The organism is uncultured Phascolarctobacterium sp. (assembly GCF_958349595.1).
Classification (GTDB): Bacteria; Bacillota; Negativicutes; order Acidaminococcales; family Acidaminococcaceae; genus Phascolarctobacterium.
The window spans coordinates 33,698-56,702 of the sequence record NZ_CATWDQ010000011.1 but is presented as its reverse complement, the minus strand read 5'-3'; the positions used below and the strand labels follow the sequence as shown (position 1 = coordinate 56,702).

Sequence of the window (23,005 nt, the reverse complement as noted above, 5' to 3'; positions counted from 1 at the left end):
TCCACCTCAGGCATTGCTCAGCGCTATCAGCTGCTGCAATTTTTCTAAAGCCTTACCGTTGTCAATAGTTTCCCTGGCAAGTTCGATACACTCTTTAATAGAACCTTTACCACCCAAATACAGGCTCAGCCCCGAATTTAAAACTACGGCATTGCGTTTTGCTCCCTGTTCTTTACCGCTTAAAATATCATAAGTGATACCAGCATTGACCCTGGCGTCACCGCCCACCAGATCACTTTTCCGGCAGGGTGCAAAACCCAGAGCCTGCGGATCAAGAGTGTAAGTCGTGATCTCGCCGCCGTTTATTTCCGCTATCGTATTCGTTGCCGAAACAGTCACCTCATCGATCCCGTCATTGCCATAAACTACGATACCGCGTTTAACGCCCAAATTGGCAAGAACCTTTGCCAAAGGTTCTACCAATTCTTTTTTATAAACGCCTAACAGCTGCAGGCTGGCAAAAGCAGGGTTCGCTAAAGGGCCGATAATGTTGAAAACCGTGCGGATACCAAGCTCTTTCCGTACCGGTCCGGCAAAACGCATGGAAGCATGATAAGACTGCGCAAATAAAAAACATAGGTCTATCTCCTGCAGCAGTTCCTGATTGCGTTCAGCCGAAAGGTCGATCTTCACGCCCAGTTCCTCCAAAACATCGGCAGCGCCGCTTTTACTGGAAACGCTGCGATTGCCATGCTTGGCTACTGGAACTCCTGCCGCCGCGATCACAAAAGAACTGGTCGTGGAAATATTAAAGGTATTAGCACAATCGCCGCCAGTCCCCACGATATCCAGCACATCCTTGCCCGGATCGATATGCGTGCATTTCTCACGTAAGACCTTGGCACACGCCGTTATTTCTTCAATAGTCTCGCCCTTCATCCGCATCGCCGTAATAAACGCCGCGATCTGCGCATTAGTAGCTGCACCGCTCATGATCTCGCCAAAAGCCCCCACCGTCTCTGCGCCGGTCAGATTCTGTTTGTCAGCCAGTTTATTGATTGCTTCATTGATCATTTTTTTCACTCCTTAATGTATCGCTAAAAAATTTCTTAAAATTTGCAAACCGTCCGGCGTCATAATAGATTCCGGATGGAACTGTACTCCATAAATATCATGATCGCGATGCTTGACCGCCATGATCTCACCATCTGCCGTAGCTGCAAGAACTTCCAGACATTCAGGTTTTGATTTCTTCTCAACTATCAGCGAATGATACCTTGCAGCCGGTATTTCCTGCGGCAGCCCCTTAAACAGTCTGCTGCTGTTATCTATTTTGATCAGACTCTGTTTGCCGTGCACCAGTTCTTTAGCATGTACGATCTTTCCGCCAAACACTTCACCGATCGCCTGATGCCCCAGGCAGACACCTAAAATCGGCAGCTGCCCCTGCAGTTTTTCCAAAATCTCTTCGCAGATCCCCGCAGCCTTGGGGAACCCAGGTCCCGGCGACAAAATAATATGGGAAGGCTGCAGCGCCGCTACTGCTTCCACCGTTATCTGATCGTTGCGGTATACCTTGACTTCACTTGTCAGCATCCCTACAAACTGAAATAAATTAAATGTAAAACTGTCATAATTATCAATAATAACTACCATTGCTTTGCTCCTTACCGTTCCTTTGCCGTTTCCTGCAAGGCTTTCAAACAGGCCCCTGCTTTATTAACGGTTTCAGCAAACTCATTATCGATCACAGAATCAGCGACGATCCCGCCGCCGGCCTGCACATAAACTTTACCTTCACGTTTCACCATCGTGCGGATCGTAATACAGATGTCCATGTTCCCGCCAAAATCTATATAGCCCATACCACCGCCATAAATACCCCTGCGCTGCGGTTCCAGCTCGTCAATGATCTGACAGGCCCTGATTTTCGGCGCCCCGCTTAACGTCCCGGCCGGAAAGACTGCCTGCAAGGCATCCAGACAATCTTTATCCGCTCTTAGACTTCCAATGACGCGGCTGGTGATATGCATCACATGGGAAAATCTTTTGACTTCCAGATAATCAAGCACCTTAACGCTGCCAAATTCACTGACGCGGCCGATGTCATTCCTGCCTAAGTCCACCAGCATATTATGCTCGGCTATTTCTTTGGCATCTGCCAAAAGCTCTTTTTCCAGGGCCTGATCCAGTTCTTCTGTAACGCCCCGAGGCCTTGTCCCCGCGATCGGCATCGTCGTGATCTCACGCCCATTGACCTTTATCAGTGTTTCCGGTGAACTCCCTGCTATCTCCACATCATCGTTTTTCATCAGCACCATATACTGTGACGGATTTGTTGTCCGCAGGATGCGGTAAGCATTGAAAAGATCCTGATCATAATCTGCCGTAAATTTCTGTGAATACACGATCTGAAAAGCATCGCCATTTCTGATATGCTCCTTACATTTCTGCACATTCTCCGCATATAATTCCTTACTCTGGTTAGATTCTACTGCGCCAAGTCTGGCCGCCGTCAACGGCTTCTGCTCCACCGTACTGGTCAGCAGCGTTTCGATCGCCGCAATTTCCCGTTCTGCTTTTGCATAATTCACTTCGATATTATCAGTGCGTACATTGACGATAATAAAAATTTTCTGCTTTAAATGGTCAAAAGCGACCAGTTTATCAAACAGCATCAAATCAAAATCCGGGAAAGCTGTAGCCTTGGCCGGATCAAAATGCAGACTTGGTTCACAATATTGAATAAAGTCATAACCAAAATAACCTACAAACCCTCCTGTCAACGGCGGTATCCCTTCGATTTTCGGCACCTTATATTCTGCCAGCACTTCTTTGATACAGCTGACAGGATCATCTGCCTTAAATCTAACTTTAGCGCTGTTTATCACTTCCACAACTTTATCCTTTGACCTTAGCTTAACGATCGGATCATACCCAATAAAAGAATAACGACCCCAGCGCTCACCGCCCTCCAGACTTTCCAGCAGAAAATAATCGTTGCTGCTGTTTTTGACTGTCGATAAAAACGCCAGCGGCGTTGTCATATCAGCCAGACATTCTTTAGCGACTGGAACTGCGGTATAATCCTTTTGATAGGCTTTAACTTCTTCCAGCGTAAGATTAAGCACTGTGTTCACTCCTTCATCGTCAAAATATAAATAAAAAAGCCTGTCCTTGATATAACAAGGACAGGCTGAAAAAACATCTACCTGCGGTACCACCTTGATTCACGAAAACAAATCGTGCACTTGAAGCAGAGTGCCAACACACCCCTCGCCCCTAACGCAGGCGTTGCGTTGCAGAGTACTCTCGGCAGGCCGATTTGACTGCACCCTCAGCGGTCCATTTATCGAACTGCATTTCTATCCGGCTCCCAGCCCCCCGGACTCTCTGTAAGCGCATCTTTCGACTTGATCTCCGCCTCTACGGTTTTGTGGTCGTTATTTAATTGCTGTAAGTTTAACACCATGTTCAACAGGCGTCAACAAGTTTTTTTAAATTTCCTGAAAAACTTTTGGAACAGGCTAATTCTGTCAACCAGTTTACACTTTTCATAAATTTACAGAAAATTTCCGTTATTTTCAATATTTATGCACGATCACTCTTCGTTGCTCAAAATGATCCTGCTTACATCGCCATCACTGTTAAGATAAAAATCCAGCGTTTTACCAACTTTACTTTCCTGCGGGAAGTCATAACCATACATCATCACGGCGCCTTCCTTATCATCTTTCAGATAAACGACTCTGGCCGGGATCCCGTACTGGCCTATGACCCGGGCACCGCTGTCCCCTGCGCCAATACCGCGCATCGTATAAATTACAGGCGAAGCTGTGGTAAGCTCCACGATTTTTTTACTGCTCCGCTTGACCTTGACCCGCAGCTGCTGAAAATCATAGATCTGCTTACTGCCATCTTTGCTTTCCTTTTTTACCTTGCCAAGCGTCTTTGCTGCAGCGCTGTCAAAGAGCTGCCCTAACTGCCAGTCACCCAAAGAATTATCTTCGTCGATCAGTTCTTCAGCTTCAGGCTTTGCCAGGTAATCGGCAAAAATGTAACCGCTTTTGCCATTCCAGTCAACTTTTTGCCATTCACCGCTTTTACCGCCATTCAGACGAAAAAGCGAATGCCGCGGCAGGCATGCTAAAACAGCGGCAGTCGTTGAAGGACCGGAACGAAAATTCACATCATCATCAGCTAAAACTGCAAACTCTCCTTTTTTATGATCTGCAATTTTTTGTGTTGTATAATAAGCTTCGCTTTTTGCTGCCCAAGCGAGGTCTGTCTGCAGGAGCAAACCCGTCCCCATGATGATCCCCAGCGCAGCAGCAGCTATTTTATGTATCAGCATTGCATTACGTCCTCCTTCATGCTTCTTACGCTTTATTATATGCTAAAGTCTTTACGAATACAAACTTAGAAGATTGAAATAAATGTAAAAACCTGCCTTTTGAGGCAGGTTTTTACATTTATTACTGCATTAATTATTTTATATACTGGTTATCCAAACGTGCCAGCGTACCATTTAACTCCATCTCTTCCATCCACATATTCACATAGTTAAGAAAAATCTGATCGCCCTGCTGCATCAATATGCCAAAGTTATTTTTCGTAAACGGTTCATCGATCAGCGGCGCCGCCAGCTTTGCATTATCACGTACATAACGGCGGGCTTCCATTGTTTCAGTGATCATAATATCTGCTTTGCCCTCTGCAATCAAGCCGGGAATTTCAGCATTTTGCTGATGTACGATCAGCGTGCAGTCAGGAAGATTCGCCAGGGCAAATTTTTCATTGGTACCGCCAGGATTGACCATCACGCGCACATTTTTCTTATTCATATCGGCCAGCGTTTTAAACTTTTCAGCATCGCCTTTACGGCACAAAATAGTTTTGCCAAACACAAGATAACCTTTACTCTGCGCCATCTTTTGCTCTCTGGCCAAAGTACGGGTAATACCGCACATCGCGATATCAAATTTGCCGGCTATAGTATCAGCCGTCAAAGTGCTCCACGTTGTTGGTACAAATTTTACCTGCACTCCCAATGACTGCGCTAAAAGCCCGCTTGCTTCCACATCAAACCCTTCATATTTACCTGTCTCCTGGTTTAAGTAACTCATCGGCTTATAATCGCCTGTAGTACCAACCAAAAGGTAGCCCCTGCTTTGGATCTCGTCCAGTTTTGACGCTTCCGCATGAGGGAACAACCCGCCAAGTCCAAGCATCGTTACTGCTACAAGGGTCATCATCACAACTTTCTTTACACTTACCATACTACCATCCTCCATTTCAAAGATTATTACTCCTTTATTGTAACTATAAAAAAGCGTTTTGTCTATGCCACATTTTTTTCATTTGTTTTCAGTCCGCCTTTCTGCTATCATAGTACTTACAATCTCATCTGTACATCTGGAAGAAAGTATGGTAGGTACTGCTTATGAAAAAATATCTTTGGCTGATCGCGCTGATTTTTTTAGGCATCGGCATCTGGCAACAACAATATCTCAGCGTGCTTCGCAAAGCAGCTATGATCTGTCTGGAGTGTATCGGCATTGGCTAAACGAACTGTTATTCAATTTCTTACAGCTTTTCTTTATAACGGCAATCTTCCAGGTTTTCTTAACGGGCGTATCTGGCAGGGCCCCAGCAAAAGCATCTGTGTCCCCGGGCTCAATTGCTATTCGTGTCCCGGCGCTTTAGGCGCCTGCCCTCTTGGAGCCTTACAAAGCTCTTTATCCGGAGTTGTTCTCCGCTTTCCTTTTTATGTTTTGGGACTTATGATCCTTTTTGGCCTGCTGCTGGGACGAGTTATCTGCGGCTGGCTTTGCCCCTTTGGTCTCATTCAGGAACTGCTTTATAAGATCCCGTCACCCAAGCTTGTCAAAAATAACGCTACACGCACTCTGACCAAACTAAAATATATAATCGGACTGCTTTTTGTTATTATTTTGCCATTGGTATTTTTCTATGCTGTCGGTGTTGGCGCTCCTGCATTCTGTAAATATATCTGCCCTGCCGGTACACTGGAAGCAGCAGTACCGCTTTTAAGCACCAATCCCTTCCTTAAACAGAATCTGGGGCTGCTTTTTAACTGGAAATTGTTTTTACTGATCGTCACTATTATTGCCAGTATTGTTATTTATCGTCCCTTCTGCCGTTTTATCTGCCCTTTGGGGGCATTTTACAGTTTGTTCAACAAGCTGTCTTATTTTGGCATTCAGGTGGACGCAGCCAAATGTATAGGCTGTGACGCCTGTATCCATAAATGCAAAATGGACTGCGTCAAAGTCGGCGACCGGGAGTGCATCAACTGCGGCGAATGTATCGATACCTGCCCTACGGGCGCGATTTCTCTTGGGCGCAAAGTAAAAGCAACAGACGCTGATGTTGCCGGAGCAACAAATAATTAACTTTTGTAACCATTTATAAAAATAGTATAACAAACGTTCCGTCTTTAGATTTTGTTATACTAAAATAAAGTTTATTACACTATTCTAAAATTTTGCAAAGCGAGGTACTGTTATGAGCACACTCAAAAAAGTTATCTTAGGCGTAGCTTTACTTACTGCCGTTGCTGTCAGCGGCATACATTTTTTTGACCTTCCGCATGTTGCTAAAGCCGAAACCACTGCAGCCCCGTCTTTCACTGTAACTGATATGAACGGCCAGCCTGTTTCTCTGGCCTCTTTAAAAGGCAAACCTGTTTTCCTTAATTTTTGGGCTACCTGGTGTCCGCCCTGTGTTGGTGAAATGCCTGATATCCAAAGAGCATATGCAAAATATGGTGATAAGATCCATTTCGTTATCGTCAATATCGACGGCACAAAGCCTGACGTAACCTCCTTTATGGAAAATCACGCGTTCAGTTTCCCCGTTGTCCTCGATACAAACGGTTCTGCTGCTTCCGCCTATGCAGTTCAGGCCATACCAACCAGCTATATTATCGATGCTGATGGTAATATTATCGACAGCCATGTAGGCGCATTAAGCGCTGACGCTATGGAAAGCTTCGTTACTTCTGCTTTCTGACCTTTAAACCCAAATAAAAAAACGACTGCTTTGCAGTCGTTTTTTTATTTGTTTTATTACATTTTATTCATACAAACCTAAAGTTTTCTCAGAAATATTAATCATGATATTTTTAGTCTGGCTGTAATGCTCCAGCATTACCTTGTGGGTTTCACGGCCGATACCGGATTGCTTATAGCCGCCAAAAGGAGCACCGGCAGGAATGGCATTATAGGTATTGACCCACATTCTTCCGGTCTGTATGGCTTTGGCCACACGCAAAGCACGATTGATGTCCTGTGTCCAGACCGCGCCGCCTAAGCCGTAAACGCTTTCGTTTGCCATCCGGATGACGTCTGCTTCATCTTTAAATTTGATAACTACGGCAACAGGTCCAAAAATTTCTTCCTGCGCTACACGCATATTATTAGTGACATCGGTGATCAGCGTCGGAGCCACAAAATTGCCTTTCTCCAAACCATTTTCTGTCAGCTTATAACCACCGCAGGCAATCGTAGCGCCTTCCTTTTTAGCAATATCGATATAACCCAGAATCTTTCTGACCTGATTCGCATCGATCTGCGAGCCCATTTGTACGCCTTTATCAAGCGGCAGCCCTACTTTTACCTTTTGGAACCGTTCGACAGCAGCTGCTACAAACTTATCATAAATCGATTCATGTACAAAGACACGGGAACCTGCGCAGCAGACCTGACCCTGATTGAAGAGAATCCCCAGCAGTAAGCCTTCCATTGCCAGATCCCAGTTGCAGTCCGGGAAGAATATGTTAGCCGATTTTCCACCCAGCTCCAGAGTCGCAGGGATCAGTTTTTCAGCAGCAGCCTCGGCAACAGACCGTCCAACTTCAGTTGAGCCTGTAAAAGCAAGCTTGGCAAAACCAGGATGTTCAAGAATATCGTTACCTGATTTTGAACCTTTGCCGGTAATAATATTCAAAACACCTTTCGGCAGCACGCCTTCAAGCAATCTGGCCAGCTCCAGGATACTGAGCGAAGTCTGGCTGGATGGCTTGATAACGATAGTATCGCCTGCCGCCAGCGCAGGAGCCAGCTTCCAGGCCGCCATCAAAAACGGGAAATTCCAGGGAATGATCTGTCCCACAACACCCAGCGGCTCATGCAAAACCAGACTCATAGTATTGTTATCCAGCATGGTCGCAGTGCCTTCCTGCGTTCTGATCGCTGCCGCAAAATAACGAAAATGGTCCGCCGACATCGGAATATCGATCCCAGAAGTCTCACGCAATGGTTTACCATTATCCATAGATTCAACTTTTGCCAGATGCGCGGCATTGGCATCAATAATATCTGCAATTTTATTCAAGATCTCAGCTCTTTGCTGCGCAGTAGTATCTTTCCAGGTCTCAAAGGCCTTCTGAGCTGCTTTTACGGCTGCATCGACGTCTTCTTTAGTTGCTTCTGCGCATACGGCCAGATGTTCTCCCGTTGCAGGATCGGTAGAATTAAAAGTTGCTCCGTCAGAAGCAGGACGCCATTCGCCATTGATATATAGACCATATTCTTTCAATAAATTTTCTTGCATCATTTACACTTCCTTTATTGTTTTTTCGTTGTCGGCAGCGGGATTGCAGCCGGCTCTTATATATATGATTATAGTGAATTTCCGGCATATGTCAACAAAGTTTTATGTAACATCTACTACATTTTGTTGTTTTCTAATTTATTTAACAATATATTTTGTATTTTAAAGCATATGTCATTTATCCTGATAAACTAAAACGCGGTTTTAAAAACCGCGTTTTATAATGTCTTCCCCAAATTTAGCTTTTAATTTATCAACCGCCTGATTCCGTTTCCCCAAGCGCTCATCCTCGACAAAATTCAGAACAGGCACTGCGCCCGCCGGTTCCAAATGCGCAACGCTGACGCCCAATAATCTTACACCTTCAGTCCATTTTACAGACTGCATCAACTTCTGCGCCAACTCAAAAATTTCTTCGTCATAAGCCACAGGGCCTTCGGCTGTTATACTGCGGGTAATGATCTTGAACGATGCAAACTTTACCTTTAAAGTTACGGTATAACCAACAAAACCGCTGCGCCGCAGCCGCCAGCCGACCCGTCCGCACAGATCAAGGACTGCGTGACGCCGCTCTTCTTCCGTATGCAGATCATGCTCAAAAGTACATTCCTTCCCGATAGATTTAGCAGTATAATCATTAACGACCGGTCTGTCATCCAAACCATGTGCCAGCTGCTTTACCACAGCCGCATTACTGCCCAGCGCTTTCTGCAAAATATGTACATCTGCATCCGCTATCTGCCCGACCGTTGCTATGCCAAACTGCAGCAAACTCTTCTCAGCACTGCGCCCGATACCAAAAATACGCCGCACCGGCAAAGGCCGCAAAATAGCCTCGGCCTCCTCTGCCCTTATAACCACTAAACCGTCCGGCTTTTGCATATCGGAAGCCAGCTTGGCTAAAAATTTATTGGGAGCGATCCCTACGGAAGCCGTTAAGCCTGTTTTTTCTTTGATCGCTTTCTTGACCTGCAGACCGATATCACGCTCACAACCAGCCAGTAGTTCCATTCCCGAAATATCCAGAAATGCTTCATCCACTGAAAGCTGCTCAACCAATGGTGAAAAGCTGTCAAAAACAGCCATTATCTGCCGTGATACTTCCTGATAACGCTTCATCCTTCCCGGTAAAAAAACGGCCTGCGGACACAGCCGCCTGGCTTCTACCATTGGCATTGCCGAATGCACACCGTATACCCGTGCCTCATAAGAACAGGTAGATACAACGCCGCGATCCGACTGTCCCCCGACAATTACCGGCAGTCCCAGCAGTTTGGGATTATCAAATTGTTCGACAGATGCAAAAAACGCATCCATATCGACATGCATGATCCAACGGCGCATAACGATCCTCTCAATACAACAGTAAAAAATATACAGACGGTACTAACAAAAACAGCCCTATCGCATTATAATACAAAAACAGCAGCAAATAATGCCTGACCTGGGCAGGATAGGCCTCCGCAAACAGTTTATAAGATATCACACTGGCCATAGAAGCGATCAGTGTTCCCAACCCGCCGATATTGACCCCCAGCAGTAAGGCTTCCTTCTGTTGCGTAAACGCGGCCAGCAGCATTGCTGCCGGCACATTACTGATAAACTGACTGGCAGCGATACCTGAAAAATACGTCCCGGCAGCACTTCCTAAAAAACTGTCCCTGATAATATTTAAAAAATCAAATTGCGTCAAATTGCCAATAAAAATAAAAAAACCGCCAAAGGTAATCAAAAGCGAATAATCTATCTGTCTGAACAAGCCACGATCCAGCACCAACACCGCCGTTACCGTTATTGCCAGCAGCAGCCAGTGATCGAACCAGTGAAATACCGCAGCCACACACAGTAAAAACAGCAGCGCTAAAACGCCCAGATCCCAGCCCCGTTCTACCTTTACCGCAGCCAGATCCACTTTCAGCGCCCTGTCCTGCTGACGCAGCAAAAGCACAGCCAGCATACCTCCGGCTAAACAGGTCGGCAGCAAAGTGACCTTTAAAAAAGTAATGATCTCAAAATTATAACGGGCATATAAAAACAAATTCTGTGGATTTCCCATCGGTGTCAGCATACTGCCAAGATTGGCCGCTAATGTCTGCCAGATAATGATCTTCCCGACATCGAGCCCGGCTTCTCTGCCAATGATCAAAGTCAGCGGCACAAAAGTTATTAAAGCCACATCGTTCGTTACAAGCATGGAACTGACAAAAGTTACCAGCAGCAGTGCGGCCGTTATCTGACGCAGCGAAACACATTTCTGCAAAAGCCGGACAGCACAGTGATCAAGTATGCGCCGCTTTTTTAACCCGCCCACGACCAACATCAGACAGTATAATAAAACCAAAACATGCCAGTCGATATACTCTGCTTTAGGGATCGCCGCCAGCGAAGAAACTGCCGCTAACATACAGGCGGCCACTAATATCCCCTCGCGCCTGACAAAGCTCTTTGAAAACTCCCAGATTTCTTTTGTATCCAAATTTTTCACCATACCTTCGATATGATAAAATTATAGCATAAACACACGTTTTTGAAAATCTCTTTAAAAGCTGCTTTATTGACATAAGCCAATAATGACGTTATGATATTCACAGTAACCAACTCCTTCAGGAAAGGAGGTTTCTGCTATGTCGAGACCTGTTAAATGGCGTAAGATCTGCTGTATGCCGCTCAATAAAACCTTTGCTCCCTCAGGCAGCAAGCCGCAGGGAAAAATAACCATGACGATCGATGAATATGAAACGATCCGGCTTATGGATCTGGAAAACTGTACGCAGGAAACCTGCGCTATGGCTATGAACGTAGCCAGAACTACCGTTCAAAAAATCTATGAAGAAGCACGTCGTAAATTAGCAGACGCTCTAATCAACGGCAGAGAATTATCCATTGAAGGCGGTGAATTCCGCCTTTGCGACGGACACAACCAAAACTGTGTCCGCGCGACCTGCCGTCGCCAGCAGCTCAAAGAGCTGCTGCAAAAAAAACAATAATCAACCGGAGGCGTATCCAATGTCCGAACAAGTTCGTCAATGCTCTGATGCCGGCTGTGACAAAACATCCTGTGAAAATTGCAGCCAGGCTAATGCAGCGCCCGATTTTTCCGCACCGCTTCACGAAATGAGTACTGTAAAAAAAGTTATCGGTATTGTCAGCGGCAAGGGCGGCGTCGGCAAATCTGTCGTCACAGCGCTTTTAGCTGCTGCCATGCAGAAAGCCGGCCAAAAAACTGCTGTTTTAGACGCAGACATCACCGGCCCGTCTATTCCTAAAGCTTTTGGCCTGCATGGCAAAGCCAATGCCACAGAAATCGGTCTGCTGCCTCTGCAGACAGCAAGTGGTATAGAAATCATCTCTACCAATCTGTTGTTAAATAATGAAACAGATCCTGTCGTTTGGCGCGGGCCGATCATTGCCGGTACCGTCAAACAATTCTGGAGCGACGTGATCTGGACAGACATCGACTATATGTTCATCGACATGCCGCCAGGTACAGGCGATGTTCCGCTGACAGTCTTCCAGTCACTGCCTGTCGACGGCATTATCATCGTTACCTCGCCGCAGGAACTGGTTTCCATGATCGTGGGCAAAGCAGTGAAAATGGCGTCTATGATGCAGATCCCTATTTTAGGACTGATCGAAAATTATTCCTACTTCAAATGCCCTGATAACGGCAAAGAATATCAGGTTTTTGGTCCCAGTCATCTGCAGGCTGCCGCTGCTGATTATGGTCTTGAAATCCTGGCCAGGCTGCCGATAGACCCCGCTTTAGCAGCTGCCTGTGATTCCGGTAATATTGAACATTATCAGACAGATACCCTGAACGACGTGATCGAGCTCTTAAAAAATATGGAATAAACAAAAACTGGCATCAGAATCTGATGCCAGTTTTCTGTCATTCGTATTTTTGTATAAGCTCCAAAGCTTCTGCTTCGCTGATATCTATCAATTCTCCCCGCAGATCAAAAAATTCTTTGAAATAGTCTGAATCGACATTATCAAAATAACGCCAGCACTGCTCTTTACGGCGCCATAGTTCAAATCCTTCTCTGTCTTCATATTTTCTGATCAGCAATAGGCAGCGGCCCGTACTGGTTGTTATTTTTTGATAAATCATCTTACTGCCCCTCTTAAAAACTTTATTTGCTCTCTTTATATAAACATTATAGCACAGCAGTACCCCCCCACAAGACATTTCTACTTTGGCGCAGCCGTTCTTTTACCGTTTTTGCAGTTCAGTTTGATATGTACCTCTGCTACAACGTTAAAATTTCACTCCTGCTCTGTCCAAATATTGACAACCAGCCTGCTTTGTCTTAAAGTAAAACTAACAATAGCTATTTATTAGGAGAAATTTATGCGCACATGGAAGAATGGATTTTTTCTGCCGTTTTTATTAATTTTCATCTGGTACGTCATAAGTGAACTGCAGCTGTTCAGCCCTTATCTGCTGCCCAGTCCGGCTGTCACTGCCGCAACAGCAACTGACCTCATTCACAGCGGCCTGCTCTGGCAGCATTTGCTGATCAGCCTGCAAAGGGTAGCCGGCGGTTTTCTCTGTTCAGTCGTCATCGCTTTACCTCTGGGCATCCTCTGCGGCCGCAGCAATACTTTTCAGACTTATTGCTGGCCTGTACTGGAATTTCTGCGTCATGTTCCGCCCCTGGCCGCAATACCATTAATAATCCTCTGGTTTGGCATTGATGAAGGCTCCAAATTGGTCATCATCTTTCTGGCCTCCTTTTTTCCCCTTTTTCTCAATACTTACAGCGGCGTCAAAAACTGCGACCGTAAATTACTCGAAGTTGGCCGTTCGCTGCATTTCACAGCCTGGCAGCAGGCCAGGCTCATCCAGCTGCCAGCTGCGCTTCCTGCCATCGCCGTAGGGCTGCAGCTCTCGCTGGGTTACAGCTGGCGGGCTCTCATCGGCGCCGAACTAATAGCCGCCTCCTCCGGTATCGGCTATATGATTCTGGACGCAGAACAAATGTCACGCCCGGATGTTGTCTTAGTAGGCCTGTTTGCTATCGGCATCGTCGGCAGTCTGATCGACTGGCTGTTTTTGACACTGACTGATAAAATGCTGCCCTGGAATACAGAAACAGGAGATAATTATGTTGCTTAAAACTACCGGGCTCACTAAAACTTATACAACTTCCGGTCACCTTATCACAGCGCTTGATGCCGTTGATCTGTCATTCTCGGAAAACAGCTTTACCTGCATCGTCGGTAAAAGCGGCTGCGGCAAAACAACTCTACTGCGTTTGCTGGCAGGTTTGGAACCTGCCGCTGCAGGAACGATAACTTACGGCAACGCAACTAAAATCGGTTTTGTTTTTCAGGAACCGCGGCTGATGCCTTGGCTGACCGTCGCCGACAATATCGCCTTCGCCGCCCGCAATGACACCAGCCTGCCCAAGGCTCCGTCAGAAGAACTTCTGGAGCTTTTGGGACTTAAAGAGTTCCGTCTTGCTTATCCTGCGCAGCTTTCCGGAGGTATGGCCCAGCGTGCCGCCTTAGGACGTACGCTGTTTCAAAATCCCGATCTTATTTTAATGGACGAACCTTTCAGCGCTTTAGATTATTTTACGCGCCGCAGTCTTCAGCAAATGCTTTTGGAATTATTTCACAGGCAGAAAAAAAGTATTATCTTTGTCACCCACGATGTAGAAGAGGCTCTGCTTTTAGGCCAGCGCATTTTAGTCATGCAGGAAGGCAGCATCAAAAGCGACCGGACCGTTGATATGGCGTATCCGCGCCAACCTGCTTCCCTCCCGTTTCAGCAGCTAAGGCTGCAGATATTGAACGCCATAGAAAACTGATCAGATAAGGTGGTAATAACAATGCTTCACAGTAAAATCATCAAAAAAATAACGACCGGCTGCTGCCTGGCCGCCCTCATTCTAACTCTTTCCGGCTGCAGCAGCAGTAAATCAACTGCTCCTGCAGACCAGCCGCCCGGTGAACTTAAAATCACCTACGTCAAATCACCGCTGAATATACCTTCGATCATTGACAAAAACCTGCAAACAGTCAGTAAAGAATTTGCCAAAACCAATATCAAAGTTGCTTATCCTGAAATCAATTCCGGAGCCAAACAAACCGAAGCCCTGGCCGCCGGCAGTCTTGATATCTGCAGCGCTCTCGGCGGGACTTCTGCTATTTTGGCAGCCTCTAACGGCGTTGATCTGAAAATAGTCGGCATCTACAGCCGTGCTCCCAAAGCCTTCAATATCATGGCCAAAGACCCAGCCATCAAAACAGCCGCCGACCTGGCAGGGAAAAAAGTTGCCGGTCCTAAAGGCACGATCCTGCACCAGATCCTCATCGCTGCCCTGGCTAAAGAAAAGCTGCAGCCTGACGCTGTTGAGCTGCTGTCCATGGATATCCCTCCCTCTGTCACCGCCATGCTGAATGGCAACGTTGACGCCGCCCTCGTTGCGGGTTCAGATGTCCTGCGTGCCCAAAAAGCAGGCGCGCATATCATAACCAGCGGTGAAGGCCTGGTTGATGCTACGATCGTTATTGCCGCCCGCGGCGAGCTGGTCAAAAACAACCCTGATATTATTAAACACTATCTGTCCGCGCATCGTGAAAATATCGCCTATATGAACCGCGAACAGGCAAAGGCCTATGAATTTACTGCTCAGGCCACCGGGCTTGCACCTGAAGACGTAGCTGCCATGGCTCCCTGGTACGACTTCGCCCCGGAAATAAAAACAGCTGATATCAAAGATTTGAATGAGACGCAGGACTTTCTTTTAGCGACCGGACTACAAAAAAACAAAATCGATCTGACGCCTTATCTTGTTCAACTTTAAAATAACAGGCAGTTCCTGTAGAACTGCCTGTTATTACGCAAAAGCTCCGACAGCAATAGCTGTCGGAGCTTTTATATTTACTTCAGACCTTCCCGTTCCACCATCCGGTCTAAAATCTCACCGGCCTTAAAAATAATCAGATTACATTTGATTTCATCGTTCCGGTATTTTGCCTTCAGCGCGGCACAGTCTATTGCGCCCATTTCTTTAGTAAAGGTTTCAATAAATTCCTTTTCCAGTGCTTTGATACGGCCGCTTTCATGCCCGTTGCGTTTTACATACAGGCTGCTCAGCACCATAACGCCGCCGGTTATGACACCGCAGCTGCTCTCAACGCCCATCCCGCCGCCGAACCCGGCAGCAAGCTTTAAAGCTTCAGCTGGCAGCTTCATATCATAAGCCCAGTTAGCACCATAAAGGATCTTTTCGGCACAATTCAAATCCATAGCGCTGCCAAAACCATCCTGCAACAACTTCAATAACATTTCTACCCCTCCAAACACATCTTATAAATTTACTTCAACGACACTGCCTGACCTCCTTGTCGCCGGCAGGTCGATCAAGCGCTGGTTATCAGAACCACGAAACGGCAGATCAAGGTTGCGCTGCGCCAAAATAAACGGACCATCAACCAAAACGTCTATTAACTGCAACACAGGCTGCTCCTTTACCTCGTCATACAAATAACCTGTATAACACCAAACTGTGAGCTGCGGTCTTTCTCTGCGCACTATCTCCAGAAAATCCACAATCTCTTCTGCCTGCGCCAGCGGATCACCGCCGCTTAAAGTAATGCCCCGATGCAGCGGCGTCAGCCTGGCAAAAACTTCGTCCGCCAACTGCCGCGGCGTATACGCCGTACCGCCCTCAAATGGCAGCAGATCAGGATTATGGCAGCCTTCGCAATGCCGTGGGCAGCCCTGGAAAAAAATCACAGAACGGATCCCGGGCCCATCCACGATCGACTCTTCTAAAACAGCGGCAACTTTGAGCATAACAAACGCCCCCTATTCAGTACAGCAGGTTTCACGACGGTATTTCTGAGTCAGCGTCTTTTCACAGACAGGGCAATAATCACTGTCGATAATACCGGTATAGCCGCATTCCTCGCAATAATCGATCGGGAAATTGATGCCGACATAACCGCAGTCACAAGCCAGCATATGCCGCAGCACATCCTCTACCGCGCCAAGATTGTGTACCGGCGAAGATGCAAATTCCACATAACTGATATGCCCGCCATTAGTAATTTTATGGTATGCGCCCTCTAAACGCATTTTTTCAAAAGCGCTGATCGGATATGATACCGGCACATGGAACGAATTAGTGTAATAAGCCTTATCCGTAACACCGGGGATAATGCCGTATTCCTTCCTGTCCATACGGATAAACCGGCCTGACAGACCCTCGGCAGGCGTAGCAATAAAGCTGTAGTTCAAATCATATTTATCACTCATAGCGTCCACTTTTTCACGCATATGGCCGATGATCTCTTCACCCAGCTTCTGCGCTTCTTCGCTTTGGGCATGATGACAGCCCAGCAGTGCGGTCAGCGTTTCAGCCAACCCGATAAAACCAACGCCAAGAGTACCATGTTTGATCGCTTCTTCGATCCTGTCATCATTAGCCAGCTTGTCACTGTCCAAATACAAGCCCTGCCCCATTAAAAACGGCAGATCGCGGACCTTAAGGTTCGCCTGTACTTTATAACGGTGATAGAGCTGCTCACGCACCAGATCAAGCAAATCGTCCAGCAGATGATAGAAAGTATCGATACTGCGCTCGGACTTGATCGCCAGACGCGGTAAATTGATCGTAGTAAAGGACAGATTCCCGCGCCCCTCTGTAATTTCAGGCCCGCGGCGGTTCGCAATAACACGCGTACGACAGCCCATATAGGCTACATCGCCGCCGTAGGGTTTATTAAAGCTGGTATCCATAAAACTGAACGTCGGATTCAAACGCCGAGCAGCCACGGAAATAGCCAGCTGGAACAAATCATAGTTAGGATCGCCCTTATCAAGGTTCACCCCGCGTTTAACACGGAAAATAACATTCGGGAAAATAGGATTCTCGCCACGCCCCAAACCTCTGCCATAAGCTTTCAGCAAATTACGGGTCACCTTACGCCCATTTTCAGAAGTATCCAGCCCCAGATTCAAACTCGAAAACGGCACCTGCGCACCGGCGCGGGAATGCATACTGTTCAAATTATAAACAAGCGCTTCCATCGCCTGGAACACTTCTTCCTCAGAAGCGCCTTCCATAAATGGAGCCATGTCCGTATCAAAATAGCCAAACGACTGGCCGCCGAACATATCATTCTGCGAGCTTTGCAGAATGATCGCCGCCAGAGCAGTCGCAGAGCCTGGACGTCTGGGCGGACGGATAAAACCATGTCCATTATTGAACCCTTTAGCCAGCAAACGTCCTAACGGTATATTAAGACAATTTAAAGTCTTACCATAAAAATCAAGATCATGGATATGGATATCGCCGCGTTTATGCGCCGCAGCCATCTCTTCGGGGATCAAACGGTTCAGATAAAACTCCCGGCTGGCTGCCGAGGCGATCTGCAGCATTTTTGCAGAAGGAGAATTAGAAATATTAGCGTTATCACGATCGGTCTCCTTCAAAATATCCGCCACAGTGTCCATCAGTTCGCTGCGCGAACTGCGCATGCCTGTTCTTCTGGCCCTGTACAGGATATATGATTTAGCTGTGCGGGCATGGCCGCTTTCAATCAAAACCTTTTCCACCATATCCTGTATATGCTCAACATCTATAGTCTGCCTGTTCTCATTCTTGAGAGCTTTTAAAACACTCAGGGTCAGCTCCATTGCCAGCTGCCTGTCAGCGCCGCCTACGGATTTCGCCGCCTCAAAAATAGCATCGGTAATCTTGGTTTCATCAAACTCTACAACCCTGCCGTCACGTTTCCGGATCATCATTCCTTATCACTCCGATCAACACTTTCATTGTTTTTCATAATACGCTGTAATTCCAGCATAAAATTATTGACGTCAGCAAACTGTCTATAAACAGACGCAAACCGCACATAAGCGATCTGATCAGTTTTCTCTAAATGATTCATGACCGCTTCGCCTATAACTTCGCTCCTGATCTCTGCTTCTCCGCGCATTCTCAGCTCACGTTCGATATGCTCGGCAATCTCCTGGATCTTTTCATAAGAGATCGGCCGCTTCTCGAAAGCCTTGATCAAGCCGCTCAAAAGTTTTTTAGCGTCAAATAATTCCCTCCGGCCATCTTTTTTGCTTACCATCAGAGGTGTTTCCTCATATTTTTCGTAAGTAGTGAATCTGCGTCCACAATCAGGACATTCACGGCGCCGGCGAATAGAAACACCGTCATCTACCGCACGGGAATCGACCACTCGACTGTCACGATAAGAGCAAAACGGGCACTTCATAACGTCACTTCCTTTTACAGCTATATTTATATCAGCGCCTTTATTATATCATAACTTTTGCTTTATTCAAACAATATCTTGTGTTTTTTGTTTTATTTCCCGGGAAATTACCCAAGATATAGAAAAGCTCCCATTGCAAAGCAATGGGAGCTGAACGATTTTATTTTATCCGCGGATCCAGGGCGGAATTTCCGTATCGGAAGTAGGCGGTTTGATAACACCGGAACCATAAGAATTAGCTTGTCCCTGTTGTGCAGGAGCTGCTGTTTGTTGTTTTTCACTGCTGTGCTGCTGTGCATAGCTGTTATTGTAGCTGGGACGGGAAGCGCCGCGCACTCCGACCGCAGGGTTTCTGCGTTCAAAGCCTGTAGCGATAACTGTGACACGGATCTCATCTTCCAGTTCCTCATTGATAACGGCACCAAAAATAATATTGGCTTCCGCATCAACTGCTTCCGTAATAATATTGGAAGCTTCGGTAACATCAAACAATGACAATTCTTTACCGCCGGTAATATTAAAGAGAACGCCGCGTGCCCCTTCAATGGAAGCCTCCAGCAACGGACTCTTGATTGCTGCTTCGGCAGCCGCACGCGCGCCGCCTTCACCTTTGGCAGTACCAATACCCATCAAAGCAGAACCTGCATCAGACATGATCGTTTTCACGTCGGCAAAGTCGGCATTGATAAGGCCCGGCACACCGATCAGGTCGGAAATACCCTGCACGCCCTGACGCAGCACGTCATCGGCAATACGGAAGGCATCAAGCATAGAAGTACGGCGATCGATCACCTGCAGCAAACGATCATTAGGTATAGTGATCAAAGTATCAACTTTATCTTTCAAATTAACGATACCATTTTCAGCCTGCGTCATACGACGTTTGCCCTCAAAAGAAAACGGTTTGGTAACTACGCCGACGGTCAAAGCGCCGACTTCCTTGGCACACTCAGCAACGATATGCGCAGCACCTGTACCTGTACCGCCGCCCATACCAGCTGTTACAAAAACCATATCAGCACCGCGCAGAGATTCCAGCAGCTGATCTCTGGACTCCTCGGCAGCTTTTTCACCAACTTCAGGGTTAGCGCCGGCGCCAAGACCTTTTGTCAGTTTTTCACCGATTTGAATACGGTTGGGAGCTTTGGAAAGCAACAAAGCCTGTGCATCACAGTTTACAGAAATAAATTCCACACCCTGGACACCGGCTGAAATCATCCGGTTGACAGCATTGTTACCGCCGCCGCCGACACCGATAACTTTTATATTGGCTAAATTCTCAAAACTTTTCTCTTCAAATTCTTCAAACATCGTATTGTGCTCCCCCTTATGTATTTGGGTCAAAATGAAAAATCAAAACCATTGACTTTTTACATTCAACATTAATAGTCTTTTTTCCTGCTTTTTATAAAAATTTTTTTATTTTTTCAAAAACAGGTGTCTGATCGCCGCCAGATTTTGGAAAATGCGCATCCCGAAAATCAGGATACCAACAAGATATAAGTCGATACCCAAAAGCATACCAACATAACATAAAAAAGCTGCCAGTACAGCGTTCGTAAAAAATCCGGTAATAAAGACCATATTGTCATAAGAACCTTCCATACTGGAACGAATACCGCCAAAAGCAGTATCCAGCGCCGCCATCAAAGCCACAGAAAGCATTTTGCCGTATTCAGGCGGTATATAGACCGGAAAATACAGACCGGCACAGATACCGACCACCAAACCGGCAATGACATAATAAATCATTTTTCTGCCGCCCCCTTCTTCGCATCGGAAGCCTGCTCTTCTACTACTTTTGCATACTCAAAGCTGCGGCGTCCTTTAAAGGCGGGAATCTCAATATCATCCGACTGACTTAAATCAGCCTGAATGCCCCAAAATTTAAAGTTCTCCAAAACACCGCCCCGCAGTTTGAGCGCGCTTTCCAGATTATTAGGATTGCCAATGGCCTTTATCTCATACGGCGGTGCCGAACGATTGTTGTTTACCGATAAAGTTGGCCCCGCACAGCGTATCTCACTCATCGCCACGATCCTTTCACCGTTGATAGCGATAGCTTCAGCACCTGCGGCACGCAGCTCATTGATAACTCTTAGTAGATCATCATCATGGATAATATACAGATTGGGATTTTCTCCAGGCTTGCTGGCGATCTTACTGTCGTCCAAAACCAGCTTGATCCCCTTTCCGCGCATTTCCAGATCCCCTGCGAAAGCCTTTAAGCGGACTATTTCACTGGCAACGACCTCGTCGCCTGCTTTGGCCTGCAATTTTTCCAGTTCTTTAGATAACTCATTTCGTTCTTTCTCTACTGCTTTCAAACGGTCAGACAAATCCTCGGCACGCTGAATATTGATAGTCTTTTGTCGTTCTGTAGTTTTAAACTGTGTAGCCAACATAAAACCGAGTACGGCGCAAACCAGTGCAATTAAAATTTTTGCATGTTTGTTCGCAAACATTTTATCCTCCGTGTAATTCTCACTGTGTTACTGTTTCAATTTAATATATGGCTTCGTAAATGTCAAGTCAATAAATTCAGCTTGTATGTTTTTTGCTTTTATTTCATTAAAAACAGTAACAAATAAATTAAGTTTATCCATGATTTGATAAACATCACCCAATAAAATCGGATAACCATACTGCAGATAAAACTTAACATTATTTTGCTGATCTACTGCTATCTCCGAGATATGCGCCACCGTATCGCGGTCCAGCTGACTTAAAAATTCCAAAATCATCAAAGCCCGCTTTTCGCCGATTTTATCGCCAAAATAAATATTGCCGGTAACCACGCCTGATAATATAGGAGCGTTGGCATCCTTGATCCCATCGCTGACCTCCATCACCACGCCGGTATAATCAACTTTGGCATAGCCATTATAAGAACAGGCCAGATATACTGCCGGCCGCCGTTCTGTGATCTTCACCCGCATCACACCAGGCCAGCTATACGAAACATCAGCTTTCTCGAACCTTACGTCATGAGTCAGTGCTTTCTTTACCTGCCACGGAGAAATAATAAATAAATTCACAGGTTCCTGCACGCCTGACATCTGCAGGATATCTTTGGCAGTAACCTTTTCACTGCCTTCGATGTTGATACTGCCAAAGGCAAAGCCAGGCTGACGCACCCACTGCCAGCCTGCAGCCACTAAAGCAATGCATATTATACAAAAGCAGAGGAAACGCAAAAGGCGCACCCGACGCCTTCTACGCTCTTTCCGCAAACGTTCACGTGTCGACTGCACCTTTCTCACCTCATTTCATTAACATCAACAATATCGAGCTTATTATTTATCGTTTAAAGAAGCCGACAAAAGAATCTTCTCACATAATTCAGGAAAAGCGATACCTACCGCAGCTGCCGCCTTCGGTACCAGACTGGTAGCCGTCATACCGGGAACCGTGTTCGCTTCCAGCACATAGCCTTTTCCTGCTTCATCCAGCATCACATCCACACGCGCAACGCCGCTGCAGCCCAAAACTTTGTAAGTTGCGACAGCAAGTTCCTGTACGTATCTGGTCGTCGCTTCATCAAGCGGCGCCGGCACTAAATATTCCGTTGCACCTTTAGTATATTTAGAATGGAAATCATAAACGCCGGAATGCGGCACGATATTGATAACAGGCAGAGCTACGGTTTTTCCGCCGTCCTGCATGATCGCGACCGTAAGCTCTTTGCCACGGATAAATTCTTCCACGACGACCTCACGGGAGTAAGCAAAAGCTTTCTGCACGGCAGCATCAATATCAGCTTCGTTATCGACGATCTCCACGCCGATACTGGACCCCTGTGTAGCCGCTTTAATAACTACAGGCAGCTTTTGGAAAACCGACATGATCTTACTGCGGTAATCAGCAGCTTCACCTTTAACAAAAATCAGCGCCTTCGGAGTAGCGATGCCAGCTGCTTGCAGGATACGTTTAGAAGCCGCCTTGTCCATACCCAAAGCACTGGCCAGCATTCCTGAACCCGTATAAGGCATTTCCAGCATCTCCAGTAAAGTCTGCAGCCTTCCGTCTTCGCCATACATACCATGCACAGCGTTAAAAACCACCTTGGCCCCGCACGCTGCCAGCTGTTCTGCCAGCTTTTTCGGTTCCAGATCTATTTCAGCAACATTGTAGCCTTTTTCACGCAAAGCCCCTGCAATAGCAGCGCCCGTAACCAGCGATATCTCACGCTCAGCCGACGGACCGCCCATTATTACTGCAACAACATCGTTTTTATCCATTA

The 23,005-nt window shown here is 46.5% G+C and carries 26 protein-coding genes; 8 read left to right on the top strand and 18 right to left on the bottom strand.

Annotation, left to right across the window (positions count from 1 at the left end; translation table 11 throughout):
• Positions 1-6: 6 nt before the first annotated feature.
• The 5 genes from trpD to Q4G98_RS08805 form a co-directional block, all read right to left on the bottom strand.
• Complete coding sequence (trpD, locus tag Q4G98_RS08825) at positions 7-1,014, bottom strand: anthranilate phosphoribosyltransferase (RefSeq protein WP_177559760.1); 1,008 nt, start codon at positions 1,012-1,014, stop codon at positions 7-9.
• 12 nt (positions 1,015-1,026) lie between these two features.
• Positions 1,027-1,596: an aminodeoxychorismate/anthranilate synthase component II gene (locus tag Q4G98_RS08820; RefSeq protein ID WP_293548288.1), complete on the bottom strand. Its 570-nt coding sequence runs from the start codon at positions 1,594-1,596 to the stop codon at positions 1,027-1,029.
• A gap of 11 nt (positions 1,597-1,607) precedes the next feature.
• Positions 1,608-3,071, bottom strand: a complete 1,464-nt coding sequence (trpE, locus tag Q4G98_RS08815; RefSeq protein WP_298563818.1) for an anthranilate synthase component I — start codon at positions 3,069-3,071, stop codon at positions 1,608-1,610.
• Positions 3,072-3,541: 470 nt separating this feature from the next.
• Positions 3,542-4,294: an SH3 domain-containing protein gene (locus Q4G98_RS08810; RefSeq protein ID WP_298563816.1), complete on the bottom strand. Its 753-nt coding sequence runs from the start codon at positions 4,292-4,294 to the stop codon at positions 3,542-3,544.
• A gap of 133 nt (positions 4,295-4,427) precedes the next feature.
• Positions 4,428-5,219 (bottom strand): transporter substrate-binding domain-containing protein, encoded by a 792-nt coding sequence (locus Q4G98_RS08805; protein ID WP_177559751.1) that lies wholly within the window; start codon positions 5,217-5,219, stop codon positions 4,428-4,430.
• Positions 5,220-5,383: 164 nt separating this feature from the next.
• On the opposite strand from Q4G98_RS08805, the gene Q4G98_RS08800 reads away from it, so the two are divergent.
• The 3 genes from Q4G98_RS08800 to Q4G98_RS08790 all read left to right on the top strand — a co-directional run bounded on the left by Q4G98_RS08800 (position 5,384) and on the right by Q4G98_RS08790 (position 6,975).
• Positions 5,384-5,506, top strand: coding sequence for a CD1871A family CXXC motif-containing protein (locus Q4G98_RS08800; RefSeq protein ID WP_256317431.1), 123 nt, complete (start codon positions 5,384-5,386; stop codon positions 5,504-5,506).
• The gene (locus Q4G98_RS08795; RefSeq protein WP_298563812.1) at positions 5,499-6,356 is read left to right on the top strand and encodes a 4Fe-4S binding protein; all 858 of its coding nucleotides are present in this window, start codon (positions 5,499-5,501) and stop codon (positions 6,354-6,356) included. Before Q4G98_RS08800 ends, Q4G98_RS08795 begins: the two co-directional genes overlap by 8 nt.
• Before the next feature lie 112 nt (positions 6,357-6,468).
• Positions 6,469-6,975 carry a thioredoxin family protein gene (locus Q4G98_RS08790; RefSeq protein WP_177559745.1) on the top strand — a complete coding sequence of 169 codons (507 nt, stop codon included), beginning with the start codon at positions 6,469-6,471 and terminating at the stop codon, positions 6,973-6,975.
• A gap of 63 nt (positions 6,976-7,038) precedes the next feature.
• Here the strand turns inward: Q4G98_RS08790 and Q4G98_RS08785 are convergent, their stop codons facing one another.
• The 3 genes from Q4G98_RS08785 to Q4G98_RS08775 form a co-directional block, all read right to left on the bottom strand.
• Positions 7,039-8,517, bottom strand: coding sequence for an aldehyde dehydrogenase family protein (locus Q4G98_RS08785; protein WP_177559826.1), 1,479 nt, complete (start codon positions 8,515-8,517; stop codon positions 7,039-7,041).
• Between the two features lie 204 nt (positions 8,518-8,721).
• A complete protein-coding gene (locus Q4G98_RS08780; protein WP_298563808.1) occupies positions 8,722-9,861 on the bottom strand; it encodes a DNA polymerase IV in 1,140 nt (379 codons plus the stop codon).
• A 10-nt stretch (positions 9,862-9,871) separates the two neighbouring features.
• On the bottom strand, positions 9,872-11,005 hold the full coding sequence (locus Q4G98_RS08775) for an SLC13 family permease (protein ID WP_298563806.1): 1,134 nt from the start codon (positions 11,003-11,005) through the stop codon (positions 9,872-9,874).
• A 136-nt stretch (positions 11,006-11,141) separates the two neighbouring features.
• Here Q4G98_RS08775 and Q4G98_RS08770 point away from each other — a divergent pair, with 136 nt between their 5' ends.
• Positions 11,142-11,504, top strand: a complete 363-nt coding sequence (locus tag Q4G98_RS08770; RefSeq protein ID WP_177559734.1) for a DUF134 domain-containing protein — start codon at positions 11,142-11,144, stop codon at positions 11,502-11,504.
• 19 nt (positions 11,505-11,523) lie between these two features.
• The gene (locus tag Q4G98_RS08765) at positions 11,524-12,369 is read left to right on the top strand and encodes an Mrp/NBP35 family ATP-binding protein (RefSeq protein ID WP_298563804.1); all 846 of its coding nucleotides are present in this window, start codon (positions 11,524-11,526) and stop codon (positions 12,367-12,369) included.
• Between the two features lie 37 nt (positions 12,370-12,406).
• Here the strand turns inward: Q4G98_RS08765 and Q4G98_RS08760 are convergent, their stop codons facing one another.
• Entirely contained in the window at positions 12,407-12,628 is a 222-nt protein-coding gene (locus Q4G98_RS08760; RefSeq protein WP_177559729.1) for a hypothetical protein, read from the bottom strand.
• A 240-nt stretch (positions 12,629-12,868) separates the two neighbouring features.
• Between Q4G98_RS08760 and Q4G98_RS08755 the strand changes: the two genes are divergently transcribed.
• Genes Q4G98_RS08755 through Q4G98_RS08745 form a run of 3 tightly spaced genes read left to right on the top strand, consistent with a single transcriptional unit; the run spans position 12,869 to position 15,332 of the window.
• A complete protein-coding gene (locus tag Q4G98_RS08755) occupies positions 12,869-13,636 on the top strand; it encodes an ABC transporter permease (protein ID WP_298563802.1) in 768 nt (255 codons plus the stop codon).
• Complete coding sequence (locus Q4G98_RS08750) at positions 13,626-14,333, top strand: ABC transporter ATP-binding protein (RefSeq protein ID WP_293719430.1); 708 nt, start codon at positions 13,626-13,628, stop codon at positions 14,331-14,333. Before Q4G98_RS08755 ends, Q4G98_RS08750 begins: the two co-directional genes overlap by 11 nt.
• 21 nt (positions 14,334-14,354) lie before the next feature.
• Entirely contained in the window at positions 14,355-15,332 is a 978-nt protein-coding gene (locus Q4G98_RS08745; RefSeq protein WP_298563800.1) for an ABC transporter substrate-binding protein, read from the top strand.
• 77 nt (positions 15,333-15,409) lie between these two features.
• On the opposite strand, the gene Q4G98_RS08740 is transcribed toward Q4G98_RS08745, so the two are convergent.
• The 9 genes from Q4G98_RS08740 to Q4G98_RS08700 all read right to left on the bottom strand — a co-directional run bounded on the left by Q4G98_RS08740 (position 15,410) and on the right by Q4G98_RS08700 (position 23,003).
• Positions 15,410-15,817, bottom strand: coding sequence for a C-GCAxxG-C-C family (seleno)protein (locus Q4G98_RS08740; protein WP_293548256.1), 408 nt, complete (start codon positions 15,815-15,817; stop codon positions 15,410-15,412).
• Between the two features lie 21 nt (positions 15,818-15,838).
• The gene (gene nrdG / locus Q4G98_RS08735) at positions 15,839-16,327 is read right to left on the bottom strand and encodes an anaerobic ribonucleoside-triphosphate reductase activating protein (RefSeq protein WP_177559721.1); all 489 of its coding nucleotides are present in this window, start codon (positions 16,325-16,327) and stop codon (positions 15,839-15,841) included.
• Positions 16,328-16,339: 12 nt separating this feature from the next.
• Positions 16,340-18,283, bottom strand: coding sequence for an anaerobic ribonucleoside-triphosphate reductase (gene nrdD / locus Q4G98_RS08730; RefSeq protein ID WP_298563796.1), 1,944 nt, complete (start codon positions 18,281-18,283; stop codon positions 16,340-16,342).
• Positions 18,280-18,762 carry a transcriptional regulator NrdR gene (gene nrdR, locus Q4G98_RS08725; RefSeq protein WP_301961931.1) on the bottom strand — a complete coding sequence of 161 codons (483 nt, stop codon included), beginning with the start codon at positions 18,760-18,762 and terminating at the stop codon, positions 18,280-18,282. Before nrdR ends, nrdD begins: the two co-directional genes overlap by 4 nt.
• A 165-nt stretch (positions 18,763-18,927) precedes the next feature.
• On the bottom strand, positions 18,928-20,073 hold the full coding sequence (gene ftsZ, locus Q4G98_RS08720; protein WP_177559713.1) for a cell division protein FtsZ: 1,146 nt from the start codon (positions 20,071-20,073) through the stop codon (positions 18,928-18,930).
• Positions 20,074-20,181: 108 nt separating this feature from the next.
• On the bottom strand, positions 20,182-20,511 hold the full coding sequence (locus Q4G98_RS08715) for a small basic family protein (RefSeq protein WP_366916970.1): 330 nt from the start codon (positions 20,509-20,511) through the stop codon (positions 20,182-20,184).
• Complete coding sequence (locus Q4G98_RS08710) at positions 20,511-21,227, bottom strand: DUF881 domain-containing protein (protein WP_177559710.1); 717 nt, start codon at positions 21,225-21,227, stop codon at positions 20,511-20,513. The genes Q4G98_RS08715 and Q4G98_RS08710 overlap by 1 nt, the downstream gene beginning before the upstream one ends.
• 27 nt (positions 21,228-21,254) lie before the next feature.
• Complete coding sequence (locus tag Q4G98_RS08705) at positions 21,255-22,016, bottom strand: cell division protein FtsQ/DivIB (RefSeq protein WP_177559707.1); 762 nt, start codon at positions 22,014-22,016, stop codon at positions 21,255-21,257.
• Between the two features lie 42 nt (positions 22,017-22,058).
• Positions 22,059-23,003, bottom strand: a complete 945-nt coding sequence (locus tag Q4G98_RS08700; protein ID WP_177559704.1) for a D-alanine--D-alanine ligase — start codon at positions 23,001-23,003, stop codon at positions 22,059-22,061.
• Positions 23,004-23,005 lie beyond the last annotated feature (2 nt).